Source organism: Streptomyces sp. NPDC054770, from assembly GCF_053611985.1.
Genome location: NZ_JBSHBL010000078.1, coordinates 32,250 through 46,767, shown reverse-complemented (window position 1 = coordinate 46,767; position 14,518 = coordinate 32,250). Strand labels below are relative to the sequence as shown.

Genomic DNA, 14,518 nt, shown 5'->3' with positions numbered 1-14,518 from the left:
CACCCCAGGGGTGCGCACCCAGCGGCCGCCACGCCGAAAGGATCCCGCCGACGGCGTCAGAGGGTCTTGAGGGACGCCGCGATGGCCCGGTCGGCCTCGGCGAGCCCGGCCTCGATCTGCTCGGGGGTCGGTCCGTTGACGGAGATGAACTCGACGTCGGTGATGCCGATGAAGCCGAGGATGCCGCGCAGGTAGGGGGCGTGGAAGTCCATGGCGGCGAACGCGGGATCGCTGAAGTCGCTGCCGGACGCCCGCACGACGACGGCCTTCTTGGCGGCGAGCAGGCCGCGCGGGCCGTTCTCGTCGTATGCGAAGGTGCGTCCCGCCATGCAGATCTGGTCGATCCAGGCCTTGAAGGCCGCGGGCACGCCGAAGTTGTACATCGGCACGCCCAGCACCAGGACGTCGGCCGCCTCCACCTCGCCGATGAGCACGGAGGACGCGTCCACTGCGGCCCGGGTCCGCGGTGTGTGGTGCTCGGCCGGAGCGAAGACCCCGGTGATCCAGTCCGCGGAGACGAGGTCCGGCACGTCCAGGGTGACGTCCCGGTAGGCCGCGGTGCCCTCGGGGTGCTGCCGGCGCCAGGCGGCGACGTAGCGGGCGCCTATCTGCCGGGTGAGGGAGTCGGTCCCGCGGGAGCTGGAGTCGATGTGGAGCAGGTGAGACATGAGTTTCTTCCCAGGGTTCAGGATTGATCAATCCACAATGAGGATGTGGACGTACGGCGACGGGAGGGGTCGACGGGTCGTTCTCCCGCCGGGCCTCCGCGTCTTCACTGTACCCAAGAAAGTTCAACGATCAACTATCTGTCGCCGGTGACGACAGACACAGCCGGCGGGGAGCCCCTAGGCGGAGGGCACGCTCACCCGGATCACGATTTTTCCCCGGGGGTGCTCCGTCTGCAGCGCCTCGTACGCGGCGCGTGTCTCCGACAGGGGTACTACCCGGTCCACGACCGGGATCAGGCTGCCCTTGTCGATCAGGCCGGTGACGGCCTCCAGCGCGGCCCGGTCCGGCTCGACGACGAAGAAGACGCCCCGCGCCCCTTTCGCGGCGGCGGCGTCCTGGTCCGGCGGCTGGACGATGCTGACCAGGACCCCGCCGGGGCGCAGCGCGGCCCACGAGCGCGACAGTGTCTCCCCGCCCACCGTGTCCAGCACGACGTCGGCGTCGTGCACATGCTCCTCGAAGCGGTCGGCGGCGTAGTCGAGGACCTGCTCCGCACCGAGCCGTGCGACGAACTCGCGGTCCTGCGCGGACGCGGTCGACGTCACCCGTGCGCCGAGCGCCGCGGCGATCTGCACCGCGAGGGTGCCGACGCCGCCTGCGCCCCCGTGGATCAGGACGTGCTGCCCGGGCGCGAGTACGGCCCGGCCCACCAGCGCCTGCCAGGCGGTGAGCGCCGCCAGCGGTACGGCCGCCGCCCGCACGTGGTCCAGGCCGGCCGGTTTGGCCGCCAGCACCCGGGCCGGAACGGCGAGGTACTCGGCAGCGGCTCCGTCCCGGGTGAAGGGCGTGAGGCCGTACACCTCGTCCCCCACGGCCAGGTCCGTCACCGCCGGACCGAGCTCGGCCACGACACCGCTGACCTCGTGCGAGGGCACGACCGGTGTCCGGTCGGCGCCGGTTCCGTCGAAGCTGTCGGTCCAGGTGGCGTCCCAGGCGAGCTCTCCGTTGGTGACGGAGGCCGCGTGCACGGCGACCAGCACCTCGCCGTCGGCCGGCCGGGGACGCGGCGTGGTCTCGTACACCAGCTGCTCCGGACCGCCTCGCTCGTGAGCACGAACAGCGCGCATGTCGGTCATCGTTCCCTCACTCCTTGCGGCGGATGTGCCCTTCCCCTCCAGCATGGGAGCGACGGAGCGGGGCCGCTTGTGTCATGTGACTGCGACCCGCGGCGGAACCGGCGTGGCGGGCGTCCGCCGACCTGTCCTGACCAGGGGCCGGCGAAGGGGCTCGTGATCTGCTGGTGGCCGCTTCGGGCACGTAGGATCCGGTGCGTGGGCGGTACTGATCATGACTCGGCCGGTGCCCCGGCCGCCGCCGACACGGGGGTGCTCGTCGGCCGGGAGGCGGAGCTGCGGATCATCGGCAGGCTCCTGGCGGCGGAGGGCGGTGGCGCACTGGTCGTCGCCGGGGAGCCGGGGATCGGCAGGACGAGCCTGCTGGCAGCCGCGCGGCTGCAGGCCGGGCAGGCCGGCTTCACCGTGGTGCGCGTGGCCGGTTCCGAGTCGGCCGCGGAGGTGTCGTCCCACGGCCTGCACCGGCTGCTCGTCCGGCTCCTCGACCGGGCCTCCCGCCTTCCCGCGGCCCAGTACCGGGCGCTCATGACCGCCCTCGGACTGCGGCAGGGGTCCGCTCCACAGCCCTTCCTGGTCGCTCTGGCCGCCCTCGGAGTGCTGGTCGAGACCGCGGCCCAGGCGCCGGTGCTGGTGTGCGTGGACGATCTCCAGTGGCTGGACCAGCCGAGCGCCGACGCCCTCGCCTTCGTGGCCCGGCGCCTCGGCTACGACCCGATCGTGCTGCTGGCCACCTCCCGCACGCACACCGGGGAGCGGCCGGTCCCGGCCGACCTGCCCCGGGTCGATCTGGGCCCGCTGTCCGCGGCCGACGCGTCCGAGCTCGTGCGACGGGCCCGCGCCGACTCGCCCCGACCGCCCGCGACCGCATCCTCACCAAGGCCGAGGGCAACCCGCTCGCCCTCGTGGAGCTGTCGACGAGCTGGTCGGCCGACCCGGGGGCCTCTCCTGCGGAGCCGGCCGACCCGGCGGCCTCCCTGCCGGAGCCGGGGGAGTACGGTGACGGGCTCACCCTCACCGCCCGGCTGGAGCAGGCCTTCGTCGGGCGGCTGCGCGACCTGCCGCGGACCGCCCGCGACCTGGTTCTGGTGGCCGCGGCGGACTCGGGCGACCGGATCGCCGAAATCCTCGCCGTCGCCTCGGTACTGAGCGGCCGTCAGCTGACCATGGACGACCTGCAGCCCGCCGTGGACACCGGGCTCATGCGCGTCGACGGCCTGCGCGTCCACTTCCGGCATCCCCTGGTGCGGTCGGGCGTCCTCCAGGCGGCTCCGCCGCGGCGCCTGCGCGCCGCGCACCAGGCACTGGCACGGCTGCTCGCCGACGACCCCTACCGCGCCACCTGGCACCAGGCGCTCGCGCTCGACGCCCCCGACGAGGAAGTCGCCGGCCGGGTGGAGGCCCATCACCGGCTCGCGCTCCAGCGCGGTTCGGCGCTCACGGCGATCCGGGTGCTGGAGCGTGCCGCCGAGCTGTCTCCGGCCCCCGCCGACCACGCACGACGTCTGCTCCTTGCGGCCGAACACGCCTTCGGCTCGGCCGCTCCGACCTCGTGCGGCGGCTGCTGGGCGCGGCCGGCCGGGACGATCTGCCGGAGCTCGAACGCGCCCGCATGGCCTGGCTGGAGGAGATCTTCGAAAGATCGCGCAGCTGGCCGCCGAAGGACTCTCCAACCGTCAGATCGGCGACCGGCTCTATCTCTCGCCCCGTACGGTGGGTTCGTACCTGTACCGGATCTTCCCCCGGCTAGGCATCACCTCTCGGGCCCGACTCGCCGAGATCCTCAAGGCGTTGTAGGCGCAGGAGGGGATCACTGTCTGGGCCGGAATCGATGCGGGCAAGGGACACCACTGGGCTGCAGTCGTCGATGAGACCGGGACGACCTGGTGGTCCAAGAAGATCGAGAACGACCGAGGCTGCGATCCTGACGGCGACCGCACGCCACCGCCGCGACTTCGCCACTATCGACGTGCCCGCTCAGCCGGCTGCGGACCTTGCCTTGCCGACCGACTGTCGCTCGGACCTGGTGGCCGATCGAGTGCGGATGGTCAACCGGCTCCGCGACGTACGCACAGGCAACTTTCCGGCACTGGAACGGGCCTTCGACCACTCGGCCCACAAGAGTGCGTTGGTGCTGCTGACCAGCCATCAGACCCCATCCACGATCAGGCGCAGTGGCCGGGCGCCGCTCGCGGCGCGGCTTGCCAACCGGGCGGTGCGAGGCGCGGACGCGGTTGCAGCCGCCGCGTTGGAGGCAGCCCAGTCGCAGCAGACCGTGCTACCCGGCGAGGACGTCGGCGGCACTGGCCTTCCTCTCAGGGAGGTGGCTGCTGAGTAGATCCTCTGCCCATGCGTATTGACCGGTCAATTATCTGATTGTACGGTCTAGTGGAGGGTGCTGGTCGCCGGGCAGATCAGGCGGGAGACCGACATGGCGAATCAGGCAAGGGTCCAGGCGCAGCCGCGCCCGTACCGTCGTCGGCTCGGCTCCGTGGTCACCGTCGAACCCGAACCGCGCGGGACAGGTCGGGAACAGCACCCCGCCCATGAGGCTCGGACGCTGAAGACTGGGCTGGTCAGCTCGCTCTTACCAGTCAATCGATTGAATGTACGGTCTAGCCATGACCGTGCCACTCTATGTACAGATCAGGCGAGAGTTCGAAGCGAAGATCCTGTCCGGGGCCCTCCCGCCGGGCTCGCGTCTGCCAAGCGAGATGGATATCTCCGCCGAGTACGGCGTCAGTCGTGCCACGGCCCAACGGGTACTCAACGACCTGGCCGAGGCGGGGCTGGCAATCCGCCAGCGGCGCCACGGATCGTTCGTGGCGGACGTGACGCGGCAGATCAATCTGCTCAACTTCGTCACCCCCGCGGCAGCCGCAAAGGGCGCGCCGGGCAGGCACGAAGTGGTTTCCGCGCGGATCGTCAGGGCCGCCGACGCCATCCTGGCCCTCCCTGGCGCCTCCGCCGACACGGCCGTAGTGGAACTGGTCCGCCGCAAACTGAACGTACGCGAGGAGCCGCAGTCGGTCGAGCGGCACGTCGTCCTCTTCGCGGCCGCCCCCGACCTGCTGAACGAGAACCTCGAAGAACTCGTCACCCTCCCGTATCTGCAGCGCCGAGGGGTACCGATCGACTCGATCCGGCTCTACCTCGACCCGGTGGCCCTCGACGAGCACGACGCCGCATTGCTGCACAGCGAGGCCGGAACGCCCGCGCTGACGAGGCGCAGGGAGTTGCGTGCCGATGACGGCAGCACCGTCGAGGTGGTGACGACCCTCGTCCGTCCGGGAACCGCCGAGTTCTTCCTGGAGCTTCCCGTCCCCGCCATGTGAGCAGCGTGCCGCTGCCAGAAAGGATGCGCACACCATGAAGGTCATCATCGTCGGTGCCGGCGTGCTGGGCGTGAGCGTCGCGAGGCAGCTTGCCGTCGCCGGTGAGGACGTTCTCCTGCTCGATCAGCGGGGAGCCGGCACCGGCACGACCGCGACCACCTTCGCCTGGACCAACTCCAGCCGGAAGCCCGACCCGGACTACCACCGGCTGAACCTCGCGGGGATGGCGGAGCACACCAGGCTCGCTGGGCAACTGCGCGGCGCACCGTCGTACTTCCCCAGCGGAGCGCTGCAGTGGGCGGACGCCGCAAACGAGCAGCGGCTCGCCGACAACGTGGAACGACTGCAGGCACTCGGCTACCCCGCATACTGGGTCACCCCCAACGAAGCGGCGCGGACCGCAGGCGGCCTCCGCATCCCGGCGACCATCACGTCCATCGCACACTTCCCCAGCGAGGGATACGTTCTGCCGGGCCGTTTCGTGAACAGCCTGCTGGCGGACGCCGAGCAGCACGGAGCCACGTTCGCGATGGGCGAGGTCGTAGCCATCAACGACGGGCCCGACCGAGTCTCCGTCACCCTGGCCGGAGGCAAGGTCTGCACGGGCGATCGGGTCGTCCTGGCGGCAGGCCGCTGGACAGAACGGCTCGCCGCACGGGCCGGGATCGACGTTCCCATGGTCACGGATGCCGGTCGCGGAGCGCAGACCGTCGGCCTGCTCGGGTACGCCAGGTCACCACAACTCGACCTGCGCTGCGTGATCCACAGCCCCGGCCTCAACCTCCGCCCCGAGGTCGGCGGGCATACCGTCCTGCAGGCTCTCGATCTGAACGCCCACGTCGATCCGGCAGACCCGCCGGCCGCGGACGGGGACATCGCAAGCACCCTCGCCCGACGGTTCTCCGCACTGCTGCCCGACCCGGGCGGGGCACCGGAGATCGACCTGCGCATCGGCTTCCGGTCACTGCCCGCGGACGGCCACACTGTCGCCGGCTATGCCTCCGCGCAGTCCCGTGTCTACTGCCTCGTCTCGCACAGCGGGGTCACCCTGGCGCCGATTCTGGGACGCCTGGTCGCGGCCGAGATCACAACCGATCAGGAGCAGGACCTCCTCGGGGCCTTCCGGCCCACACGATTCACTGGCGTACGGCGCTCGGACATCGAAGTGGATCAACACGCCACCAGTCTGGGCGAGCAGTAGCCGACAGCTCTCCCCCGCGGTTTCCTTCGGCGCGATCGAGCGCGCCAGGAACAAGCTTCCCCCTCGTAACCATCACGAGATGCCACTGAGAAGGCTTCAGTGCGCCCGGCCCCGCGAGGAGGCCCGAACTCGGCCGGCAGGTTGGGAAAGTGCTCATTGAGCCGCGATGAGGTGTCAGAGCGCCGACCTACAGTGCGGTCGTGACCGAAGACGAACTGGTGGGTGCTGTCCGCAACGACGTTTTCCGCCGTGACGTTCCTCGTCCCGCGACACGCGAAGCTGTCGCCGAGACCGAGGCCGCCTGCGGATACCGTCTGCCCCCACTACTCGTGCGACTGTTCACGGAAGTTGCCAACGGCGGTTTCGGGCCACGCGGGGCCCTCTACGGAGTGCGCGGCCACAACTGGTACTGCACCGACATCTTCGCCGACATGACCGACGCAGCGCTCGCGACTGTCGACGACCCTGACTGGGGGGAGCGTCGCTGGTGCCTCCCGCTGATCGATTGGGGCTGCGCGATCACGACTCTGATCGACTGCCGCGACCCGTCCGGGCCGCTATGGGGCTGGGACCCGAACCTGTGCTGCTTGGAGCACGCACTCTTCCCGCTCGACCAGACCCTGACGCAGATGCTCGAAGAGGCTCTCACCGTAGAATATCCCGAGCCGTTCTACGCACGCTACTTCGCTGACCTGCGACGCGCCGAGCCTGGCTGTGTGCCGCTCCAATGGGAGAACGGCCGGGTCAAGCCCACACGGCAAGTGGTGCGGCCGACTGAGCTGCCGGAGCTGCCGGCGTCCTCGCTGAAGGACGCCCCACCGATTCGCCGATCATGGTGACTGGCAGAGTGTCGCCGACGGCGCGGGCGCCGGCTTCACCCACGGACGACGCCTCATCTCCTCGACTCGGTCATTGAGACTCCCCGGACTCCGCCAGCGCGGCCGCCAGTTGACCCCGGGCCCGCACGCCCAGCTTCGGGAAGACCCGGTACAGATGGGAGCCGACGGTGCGGTGCGAGAGATACAGCCGTTCGCCGATCGCCCGGTTCGACAGGACCTGCCCGGCGAGCCGGGCGATCTCCAGCTCCTGCGGGAACAGGGCCGCCCAGCGGCCGGGGCGCCGCCGGTCCACGCTGCCGCCGGTGGCCGCCAGTTCCCGGCCGGCGCGCGGCCAGCATACGTAGCCGCGGGCGCCGTGGCGCAGCGGGCCGGAGCCGCCTCAGTCGGTCTACTCAAGCACGACGGTGTTCCCCGGCCGGAGACTGGAGACAGCCGGCAACCCCGAGTGACGAGGAGCAGGGCAATGGCAGCAGAACTGCACCACAGGACGGCCGTGGTCACGGGCGCCAGCAAGGGCATCGGCCTCGCGGTGGCCGAGGCGCTGGTGGCGGCGGGAGCCGAGGTGGTCGCGGCGGCGCGGACCACGTCGCCGGGGCTCGACGTCCTGGTGAAGGCGGGCGGCGCCCGCTGGGTCCGGCTGGACCTGACCGAGCCGGACAGCGCGCAGCGCCTGGTGGCCGCGGCAGGCCCGCGCATCGACGTGCTGGTCAACAACGTGGGCTCGGCCCCGGCCCGGCCCGGCGGCTTCCTGGGCGTGACCGACGCCCAGTGGCGGCAGACGTTCGAACTCAACCTGTTCACCGCCGTCGCGGTGACCCGGGCGGTACTGCCGGGCATGCTGGAGGCAGGTCGCGGCTCCATCGTGAACATCGGCTCGGTCAACGCCGAACTGCCGGACCCGACCGTGGTCGACTACAGCGCGTCCAAGGCCGCACTGGTCAACTTCTCGAAAGCCCTGTCGAAGGAGTTCGGCCCGCGGGGCGTGCGCGTCAACAGCGTGAGCCCCGGGCCGGTCGAGACGGACCTGTGGCTCGGAGGCGGGGGCGTGGCCGACACCGTCTCGGCGGCGGCGGGACTGGAACCGGAGGACGTCATGGCGCAGGCCGCGGCCGCCACCGTCAGCGGCCGCTTCTCCCGGGCCTCGGAGATCGCCGACCTGGTCGTGTTCCTGGCCGGTGACCGGGCCGCCAACATCATCGGCAGCGACCTGCGGATCGACGGCGGGTTCGTCCCCACGTGGTGAGTCGCCGTACCCAGAACCCCTACGTGGTGAGCTGCCGTACTCCGAACCCCTTTCCCGAGACAACCAGTTGGAAGGAAGACCGAGCGTGAACCGGTCCCCGCGTCCCGTCGTCCTCATCCACGGCCTCTGGCTGCATCCCAGCTCCTGGGGCCCCTGGGAGGAGCTCTTCCGGGAATCGGTTACCGCCCCGTCGCCCCCGGCCGGCCCGGGGTCGCCGAGAGCGTGGAACACCGCTCTTCGAGGCGGCGGCGGCCAACTTCTCCCGGCACTCACCGGCCGAGGCCGACACCCGGAACCCGGACTGCGGGCCGCTGCTGCTGGTGGCGGGCGGCCGTGACCACACCGTCCCGGAAACGATCACCAGGGCGACGCTCAACCAGTACCGGGATTCAAAAGCCGTGACCGACCTCGCCGGCTTTCCGACCCGCGGCCACTCGCTGACCAGCGACAGCGGCTGGCGCGAGGTCGCCGAGGCGAGTCTGGACTGGCTGGCGAAACAGGATCTCCAGCCGGGAGCGTAGGGGGAGAGGGGGCCGGCCCCGGGGCTGCACGGAGGACGTGAGGGGATACGAAAGTCGGGGGTCGGGTTCCCCGCGCAGGGCGACGATCCGCGCGGCGTGCCGCAACAGACTGCTTGGGCGGCGTCGAAGGACGTCGATCCCCCCTTGACCAAGGAGTTCTGCCATGCGCGTCGCCGGAAAGATCCTGCTCGGAATCATGGGACTCGCCGTGCTCGCCGGAGTCGGTCTCTGGCTCAGCATCAGGCACGTCGCGGGCGACATCAGCTCGCACACCATCACCGAGGCCCAGTTCAAGGGCGTGCACGTCGGCGAGGACCAGGACGCCGTGCGGGACCGCATCGGCAAGCCCGGCGGTCTCCAGCCGCAGGACAAGCCCAAGCCGCCGGCCGGCACCACCTGTGACTACTACCTGCAGAAGCAGGTGTCCCTGGAGAAGAAGCAGACCTTTCAGATCTGCTACCGGGACGGCAAGGTCGCCCTGACCAAGGCCCTGCCGTCCGCCGCGGACGAGGCCGCCCAGGACAACGGCAAGAGCAGCCAGAGCGCCAAGCCCTGAACCGGCTCGGCCGTACGCCGGCGGCAGTCACCGGAACGATCATCCGAAGGGTCCTCTACCTTGGCACGCGTGTCCGTCTCCTCCGCGCCGCCCCCGGTCCCGGCCCGCCCTGCCCGGATCAAGTGGCCCGCCGAGCCGTTCGCCTGGGTGCTGGCGGCGGTGATCGCCAGCGGCGGACTCCTGCAGACCGTCGCACCGCGGTCCCTGCTGCCGCTGCCGCTCGCCGTCTCCGCTGTCCTGGAGTGCGGCACCGGACTCCTGCTGGCCTGGCGGCGCGACCGGCCCACCCTGGTCGCGGCCGTGGTCGCCGGAGTCAGCCTGCTGAGCGTTCAGCCGGCCCTGCCGTTCGCGATGTACTCGCTGGCCAGACGCCGGGCGACGAGCCTCCTGCGGTACGGCGTCTACGCCACCGCGGTGCTCAGCCAGTTCACCACGGGCTCCCCGGCGACGGGCGTCATCGCGGCAGCGCTGCTGGTGGGCGCGCCCGCCTGGCGCGGCACCGTGATCCGGTACCGGTACGCCAGGCTGGAGCAGCTGGCCGAGCGCGCCGAGCAGGCCGAACGGGAGGCGCTGCTGATCGCCCGCCGGGTCCGCGCGGAGGAACGGGCCGCGCTGGCGCGCGAGATGCACGACGTGGTGGCCCACGAGGTGAGCCTGATCACGCTGCACGCGGGCGCGCTGAGTGTGGATCCGCGGGAGTCGGAGCGGGCCCGCGAGACCGGCGAGCTGGTCAGGGTCACCGGCAGGCGCGCGCTGGCTCAGCTGCGCCAGATCCTCGATGTGCTGCGCGACCCGGACACCGTCGAGAGTTCCTTCCGGCCCGGCCCGGCACTGCGGGACCTGCCCCAGCTGCTGGCCGACTCGGCGGCGGCGGGTGTGCCCGTGGACTGGGCGCCGTGGTCCGCGAAGGCGACCGAAGTCCGGGCCGGGGCGAGGCCGTTGCCCTCGGCGGTGGAGCACACCGTCTACCGTATCGTCCAGGAGGCGCTGACCAACGTCCGTAAGCACGCCCACGGCGCCCGCGCCACGCTGGGGCTGCGGGTGACTGGGGACAACCTGGAGTGCGAGGTGACCAACCCGGTGACCGGCCTGCCCGGCGAGGCGGCCGGGGAGGGTGCGGGCCTGGGCCTGCACGGTCTGCGGGAGCGGGCCGCGCTGCTCGGCGGCGTGCTGGACACCGAGAACCGGGACGGCGTGTTCCGGGTCCTGCTCCGGCTGCCCGTCGCACCGCCCGCACCGAACCGGGAGCAGGGGACGACGAGGGCGGAGCCCGCCGGTGAGGCCCGGTGATCCGGGTCCTGCTCGCCGACGACGAGGCCCTGGTCCGCACCGGCTTGCGTCTGCTGTTGCAGACCGCCCCCGACATCACGGTGGTCGCCGAGGCCGACGACGGACGGACCGCGGTCGAGGCGTGCGCCCGCGTGAACCCGGACGTGGTGCTGCTGGACGTGCAGATGCCCGGCCTGGACGGCGTGGGCGCGGCCAGGGAACTGTCCGCGCTGCCCGCACCGCCGCGGATCCTGATGCTGACCACGTTCGACGCGGAGACCTACCTGCTGCCGGCGCTCCGGGCCGGCGCCCACGGCTTCCTGCTCAAGGACGCCCAGCCGGGCCAGGTCCTCGACGCGGTACGGAACACCGCGGCCGGCCGCCACGCCCTGGCCCCCGAGGCGGTGAACCACCTGGTGGCCCGGGCCGCCGCCGAGCCGCCGCCGGCCGTGCCGCCCCGGCTGTCCGCGCTCACACCACGCGAGCGGGAGGTGCTGGCGGCGATAGCGGACGGGCTGAGCAACGCCCAGATCGGCCGACGGCTGAACCTGCGCGTGCCGACCGTGAAGGCCCATGTCTCGCGGATCATGGAGAAACTGCACTGCGAGAGCCGGGTGCAGGCCGGGCTGCTCGCGATGCGCGCGGGGCTGGGCGGAGACCGGCTCCCGTAGCCCCCGGTTCTACGATCTCGGTTCATGACGACCCCCGACTGCTACGCATGCGGCAAGGAAGCGGAGTTCGACGGCCTGCCGGCACGCGAGTGCGTGGCGCACGACCAGCACTGGCGGGTGGCCCACGCCCTGGGCACCGCGGTGCCCGGCTGGCTGGTGCTGCTGCCCCGGCGTCACGTGGCCGCGGTGCACGACCTCACGGATGCCGAGGCGTCGGCCCTGGGCATGTGGCAGGTCAGGCTCTCCCGGGCGCTGCGGGCCGTGACCGGTTGCGCCAAGACCTACGTCGTCCAGTTCGCCGAAGCGGAAGGCTTCGCGCATGTGCACTTCCACATCGTTCCGCGGATGGCGGATCTGCGACCGGAGCATCGCGGGCCGGGCGTCTTCGAGCTGCTGCGACGGCCGGAACAGGAGCGGGTGACGGCCGACCAGGCGGACCGGATCGCCCGGTCTCTCCGGGCTCGACTCCATGAGCTCCTCCCGTGACGTACACGCCGACGGTGCCGGGCGGGGGCAGTGGGCACGGGCGGCCGTCACGGCGGTCTTTCGGGGCGTCCGCGCCGTTCGTCGGGCTCTTCCCCGGCGTCCAGTGCGTGGTAGCCGCCCGCGGCGATCCTGGCCACCATCGCGGCGAGTTGTCCGCAGGCTCGTGCGATCTCCCGCTGGGTCTCGTCGCGCTCGCTGACGGCCGTCGCGACGAGCAGCGCGGTGAGCGAGGAGGAACCGTTGAACGCCTGAAGGGTGATCATGTCGGTGAGCAGGTTGTGACCGGCGAACGGGCCGGTGCCCCGGGCGGCGGCCATCACCGCGAAGGTCGACACCGCCAGCGCGCAGGGCGCTGCCCCGGCCAGCCGGAAGCGGAAGGCCGCCCAGATCAGCAACGGGAAGCCGAGGAACATGAGGGGCGTGCTGCCGGTCTCCAGGAGGCCGACGCCGTACGTGGCCGCGACGAGCAGCAGCGCCTCCACCCAGCGGGACACCGGAACGTCCCTCGGCCGGTGTGCCGAGCGCAGCACGAGCAGGACCGGCGTCACCACCAGTACGCCCATCGCGTCGCCGGTCCACCAGACCGACCAGGTCGGCCAGAAGCGGTCGTCGGGCAGTGCGCCGGCGAGGGCCAGGGTCCCGCTGCCCACCGTCGAGCTGACCAGCATCCCGGTGAACGCGCCGAGAAAGATCAGCGCCAGCGCGTCCCGCAGCCGGTCCAGTTCGACATGGAATCCGGTACGGCGGAGCAGCAGGTACGAGCAGACCGGCGCGAGGGTGTTTCCCGCCGCGATCAGCAGTACGGCCCAGAGCGTCGGTCCGAGGGAGAGGTTGACCAGGAGCGCGCCGAGAGCGATCCCCGGCCAGACCCACGGGCCGCGCAGGAGCAGGCCCGCCACGGCGATACCGGTCGGCGGCCACAGCGGGGTGACCTGGCCGCGCACCAGCTGCTGGAGGAGCCCCACCTTCGCCGCGCCGTAGTACAGCGCGGCGACGACGCAGATGTCCACGGCAGCCACACCGCCGCGCCGGAGCCGTTCACGCCGGGCGACAGCCATCGGGCGACCTCCGCATCGACATCGCCCCGAGGTCCATCATCCGCCGGATCCGTCCGATCCTCCACGGCACCGTTGAGCTGGATGTTCGGCTGTGCCGGCGCGCCGGGCGTCGGGTCGGGCGTCGGTCCGGGTGTCGGGCCGGGCGGCTCATGCGCGCGGGGTCCGCAGGGCGAGTACGGCCATGTCGTCGTGGCCGTCGCTGGGATGGTGGTCGGCCAGTGCCCGGACGAACTCCGCCAGGGGCAGATCGGCGTACGTGGTGGCAAGACCGGTGAGGTCGTCGAGGCTCGCGTCGATGGGCCGGTCCGGGCGCTCGATCAGCCCGTCCGTGAAGAAGACCAGGGTGGCGCCCGGGGGCACGAAGCGGGAGTGGTCGGGACGGGGCTGTTCGGAGTCGACCCCGAGGGGCAGCCCGGGCTCGACGAACAGGTACTCCGCCCGGCGCCCGGGGACGATGAGCAGGGGCGGGACGTGCCCGGCACTGCTCCACCGCAGGCGCCAGCCCGGCCCGTCCGGTTCGATGCGGGCCAGGGTCGTGGTGGTGACGGGGTTCTCCGTGATGGCCTGCAGGGTGCGGTCGAGCTGGGCGAGAACCGCCCCGGGCGGGCCGCCCCCTTCGAACAGCAGCGCGCGCAGCATGTTGCGGATGGACGCCATGGCGGCCGCGGCCCGGAGGTCGTGACCGACCACGTCGCCGATGACGACCGCCACGACGTTGCCGGGCAGGGGGATCGCGTCGTACCAGTCCCCGCCGAGCCGGCTGGGCTCGGCGGCGGGCCGGTAGACCGCGGCGGCGGTGAAGGGCCGGAGGTCGGGCAGCTTGGGCAGCAGAAGGCGCTGGAACTGCTCCGCTCCGATGCGTACCCGTTCGAACAGGCGGACGTTTTCGATCGCGATGCCGGCCGCGCCGGCCAGGGCGACGACGACGCTCTCGTCGTGGGCGTCGAAGGGCCGTCCGTCGTACCGCTCGGAGAGGTAGAGGTCGCCGTAGACCTCGCCGCGGACGCTGATGGCGATGCCGAGCAGGGTGCGCAGGTGCGGGTGGCCGGGCGGGAAGCCGACGGACGACGGATGGGCCGGGATGTGCTCCACCCGCAGCGGCTCGGGATGGTGGATCAGGTGCCCGAGGACCCCCAGGCCGCGGGGGTAGCCGGTCTCGGCCAGATCGGCGTGCTCCCGTTCGGACAGGCCCGCCGAGATGAACTGCGCCAGCCGGTCTCCCGACTCGTCGAGTACGCCCAGTGCCCCGTAGCGGGCGCCCACCAGGTCCATGGCGGTGGTGACGATACGGTGCAGCACCCCGGGCAGCTCGACCTCCCTGCTGATGGCCACCACCGCGTCCAGCAGCCCCTGGAGCCGGTCCATGGCGGTCAGCAGGGCGTGCAGCTGCTCGTCGATCCGGCCCAGCTCGGTGCGCAGGCGCAGGTGCAGGTCGGAGAGGTGAGGCTCCCTGGCGTACGCCCCTTCCCCGATTCCTGACATCACGGGTGTCCCGTTGCGGTCGCCTGCGGCCGACGGGCGTCGCCCAGCACCGACGTCG

The 14,518-nt window shown here is 71.8% G+C and carries 15 protein-coding genes and 2 pseudogenes; 12 read left to right on the top strand and 5 right to left on the bottom strand.

The genetic code is table 11. The annotated features are described in order from the left end of the window. Positions 1 to 56: 56 nt before the first annotated feature. Both ACWGKQ_RS42165 and ACWGKQ_RS42160 read right to left on the bottom strand, forming a co-directional pair. Positions 57 to 668: an FMN-dependent NADH-azoreductase gene (locus ACWGKQ_RS42165; RefSeq protein ID WP_453297341.1), complete on the bottom strand. Its 612-nt coding sequence runs from the start codon at positions 666 to 668 to the stop codon at positions 57 to 59. Positions 669 to 845: 177 nt separating this feature from the next. After that, the gene (locus tag ACWGKQ_RS42160) at positions 846 to 1,805 is read right to left on the bottom strand and encodes an NADP-dependent oxidoreductase (protein ID WP_453297340.1); all 960 of its coding nucleotides are present in this window, start codon (positions 1,803 to 1,805) and stop codon (positions 846 to 848) included. 195 nt (positions 1,806 to 2,000) lie between these two features. Here ACWGKQ_RS42160 and ACWGKQ_RS42155 point away from each other — a divergent pair, with 195 nt between their 5' ends. The 6 genes and pseudogenes from ACWGKQ_RS42155 (at position 2,001) to ACWGKQ_RS42130 (ending at position 7,174) form a co-directional block, all read left to right on the top strand. Continuing rightward, the gene (locus tag ACWGKQ_RS42155; RefSeq protein WP_453297339.1) at positions 2,001 to 2,948 is read left to right on the top strand and encodes an AAA family ATPase; all 948 of its coding nucleotides are present in this window, start codon (positions 2,001 to 2,003) and stop codon (positions 2,946 to 2,948) included. 489 nt (positions 2,949 to 3,437) lie between these two features. Further along, positions 3,438 to 3,596 (top strand): annotated as a pseudogene (locus ACWGKQ_RS42150) (response regulator transcription factor); the annotation flags it as partial. 12 nt (positions 3,597 to 3,608) lie between these two features. After that, positions 3,609 to 4,095, top strand: a pseudogene (locus tag ACWGKQ_RS42145) (IS110 family transposase); the annotation flags it as partial. A 325-nt stretch (positions 4,096 to 4,420) separates the two neighbouring features. Then, positions 4,421 to 5,134, top strand: a complete 714-nt coding sequence (locus ACWGKQ_RS42140; RefSeq protein WP_453297338.1) for a GntR family transcriptional regulator — start codon at positions 4,421 to 4,423, stop codon at positions 5,132 to 5,134. 34 nt (positions 5,135 to 5,168) lie between these two features. Continuing rightward, positions 5,169 to 6,335, top strand: coding sequence for an NAD(P)/FAD-dependent oxidoreductase (locus tag ACWGKQ_RS42135; RefSeq protein ID WP_453297337.1), 1,167 nt, complete (start codon positions 5,169 to 5,171; stop codon positions 6,333 to 6,335). Between the two features lie 200 nt (positions 6,336 to 6,535). Beyond that, a complete protein-coding gene (locus ACWGKQ_RS42130) occupies positions 6,536 to 7,174 on the top strand; it encodes an SMI1/KNR4 family protein (protein WP_453297336.1) in 639 nt (212 codons plus the stop codon). 70 nt (positions 7,175 to 7,244) lie between these two features. Here ACWGKQ_RS42130 and ACWGKQ_RS42125 read toward each other — a convergent pair whose 3' ends face one another. Then, positions 7,245 to 7,466, bottom strand: coding sequence for a response regulator transcription factor (locus ACWGKQ_RS42125; protein ID WP_453297335.1), 222 nt, complete (start codon positions 7,464 to 7,466; stop codon positions 7,245 to 7,247). A gap of 171 nt (positions 7,467 to 7,637) precedes the next feature. On the opposite strand from ACWGKQ_RS42125, the gene ACWGKQ_RS42120 reads away from it, so the two are divergent. The 6 genes from ACWGKQ_RS42120 (at position 7,638) to ACWGKQ_RS42095 (ending at position 11,920) form a co-directional block, all read left to right on the top strand. After that, entirely contained in the window at positions 7,638 to 8,417 is a 780-nt protein-coding gene (locus ACWGKQ_RS42120; protein ID WP_453297334.1) for an SDR family NAD(P)-dependent oxidoreductase, read from the top strand. A 320-nt stretch (positions 8,418 to 8,737) separates the two neighbouring features. Continuing rightward, the gene (locus ACWGKQ_RS42115; RefSeq protein ID WP_453297333.1) at positions 8,738 to 8,938 is read left to right on the top strand and encodes a hypothetical protein; all 201 of its coding nucleotides are present in this window, start codon (positions 8,738 to 8,740) and stop codon (positions 8,936 to 8,938) included. A 163-nt stretch (positions 8,939 to 9,101) separates the two neighbouring features. After that, on the top strand, positions 9,102 to 9,494 hold the full coding sequence (locus tag ACWGKQ_RS42110) for a hypothetical protein (protein ID WP_453297332.1): 393 nt from the start codon (positions 9,102 to 9,104) through the stop codon (positions 9,492 to 9,494). Positions 9,495 to 9,563: 69 nt separating this feature from the next. After that, positions 9,564 to 10,784 (top strand): sensor histidine kinase, encoded by a 1,221-nt coding sequence (locus ACWGKQ_RS42105; protein ID WP_453297331.1) that lies wholly within the window; start codon positions 9,564 to 9,566, stop codon positions 10,782 to 10,784. Further along, entirely contained in the window at positions 10,781 to 11,434 is a 654-nt protein-coding gene (locus tag ACWGKQ_RS42100) for a response regulator (RefSeq protein ID WP_453297330.1), read from the top strand. The genes ACWGKQ_RS42105 and ACWGKQ_RS42100 overlap by 4 nt, the downstream gene beginning before the upstream one ends. A 24-nt stretch (positions 11,435 to 11,458) precedes the next feature. Continuing rightward, positions 11,459 to 11,920, top strand: a complete 462-nt coding sequence (locus tag ACWGKQ_RS42095; RefSeq protein ID WP_453297329.1) for an HIT family protein — start codon at positions 11,459 to 11,461, stop codon at positions 11,918 to 11,920. A gap of 47 nt (positions 11,921 to 11,967) precedes the next feature. On the opposite strand, the gene ACWGKQ_RS42090 is transcribed toward ACWGKQ_RS42095, so the two are convergent. Together ACWGKQ_RS42090 and ACWGKQ_RS42085 are read right to left on the bottom strand one after the other, a co-directional pair. Continuing rightward, positions 11,968 to 12,978: an MASE1 domain-containing protein gene (locus tag ACWGKQ_RS42090; RefSeq protein ID WP_453297328.1), complete on the bottom strand. Its 1,011-nt coding sequence runs from the start codon at positions 12,976 to 12,978 to the stop codon at positions 11,968 to 11,970. Positions 12,979 to 13,125: 147 nt separating this feature from the next. Continuing rightward, the gene (locus tag ACWGKQ_RS42085) at positions 13,126 to 14,460 is read right to left on the bottom strand and encodes a PP2C family protein-serine/threonine phosphatase (protein ID WP_453297327.1); all 1,335 of its coding nucleotides are present in this window, start codon (positions 14,458 to 14,460) and stop codon (positions 13,126 to 13,128) included. Positions 14,461 to 14,518 lie beyond the last annotated feature (58 nt).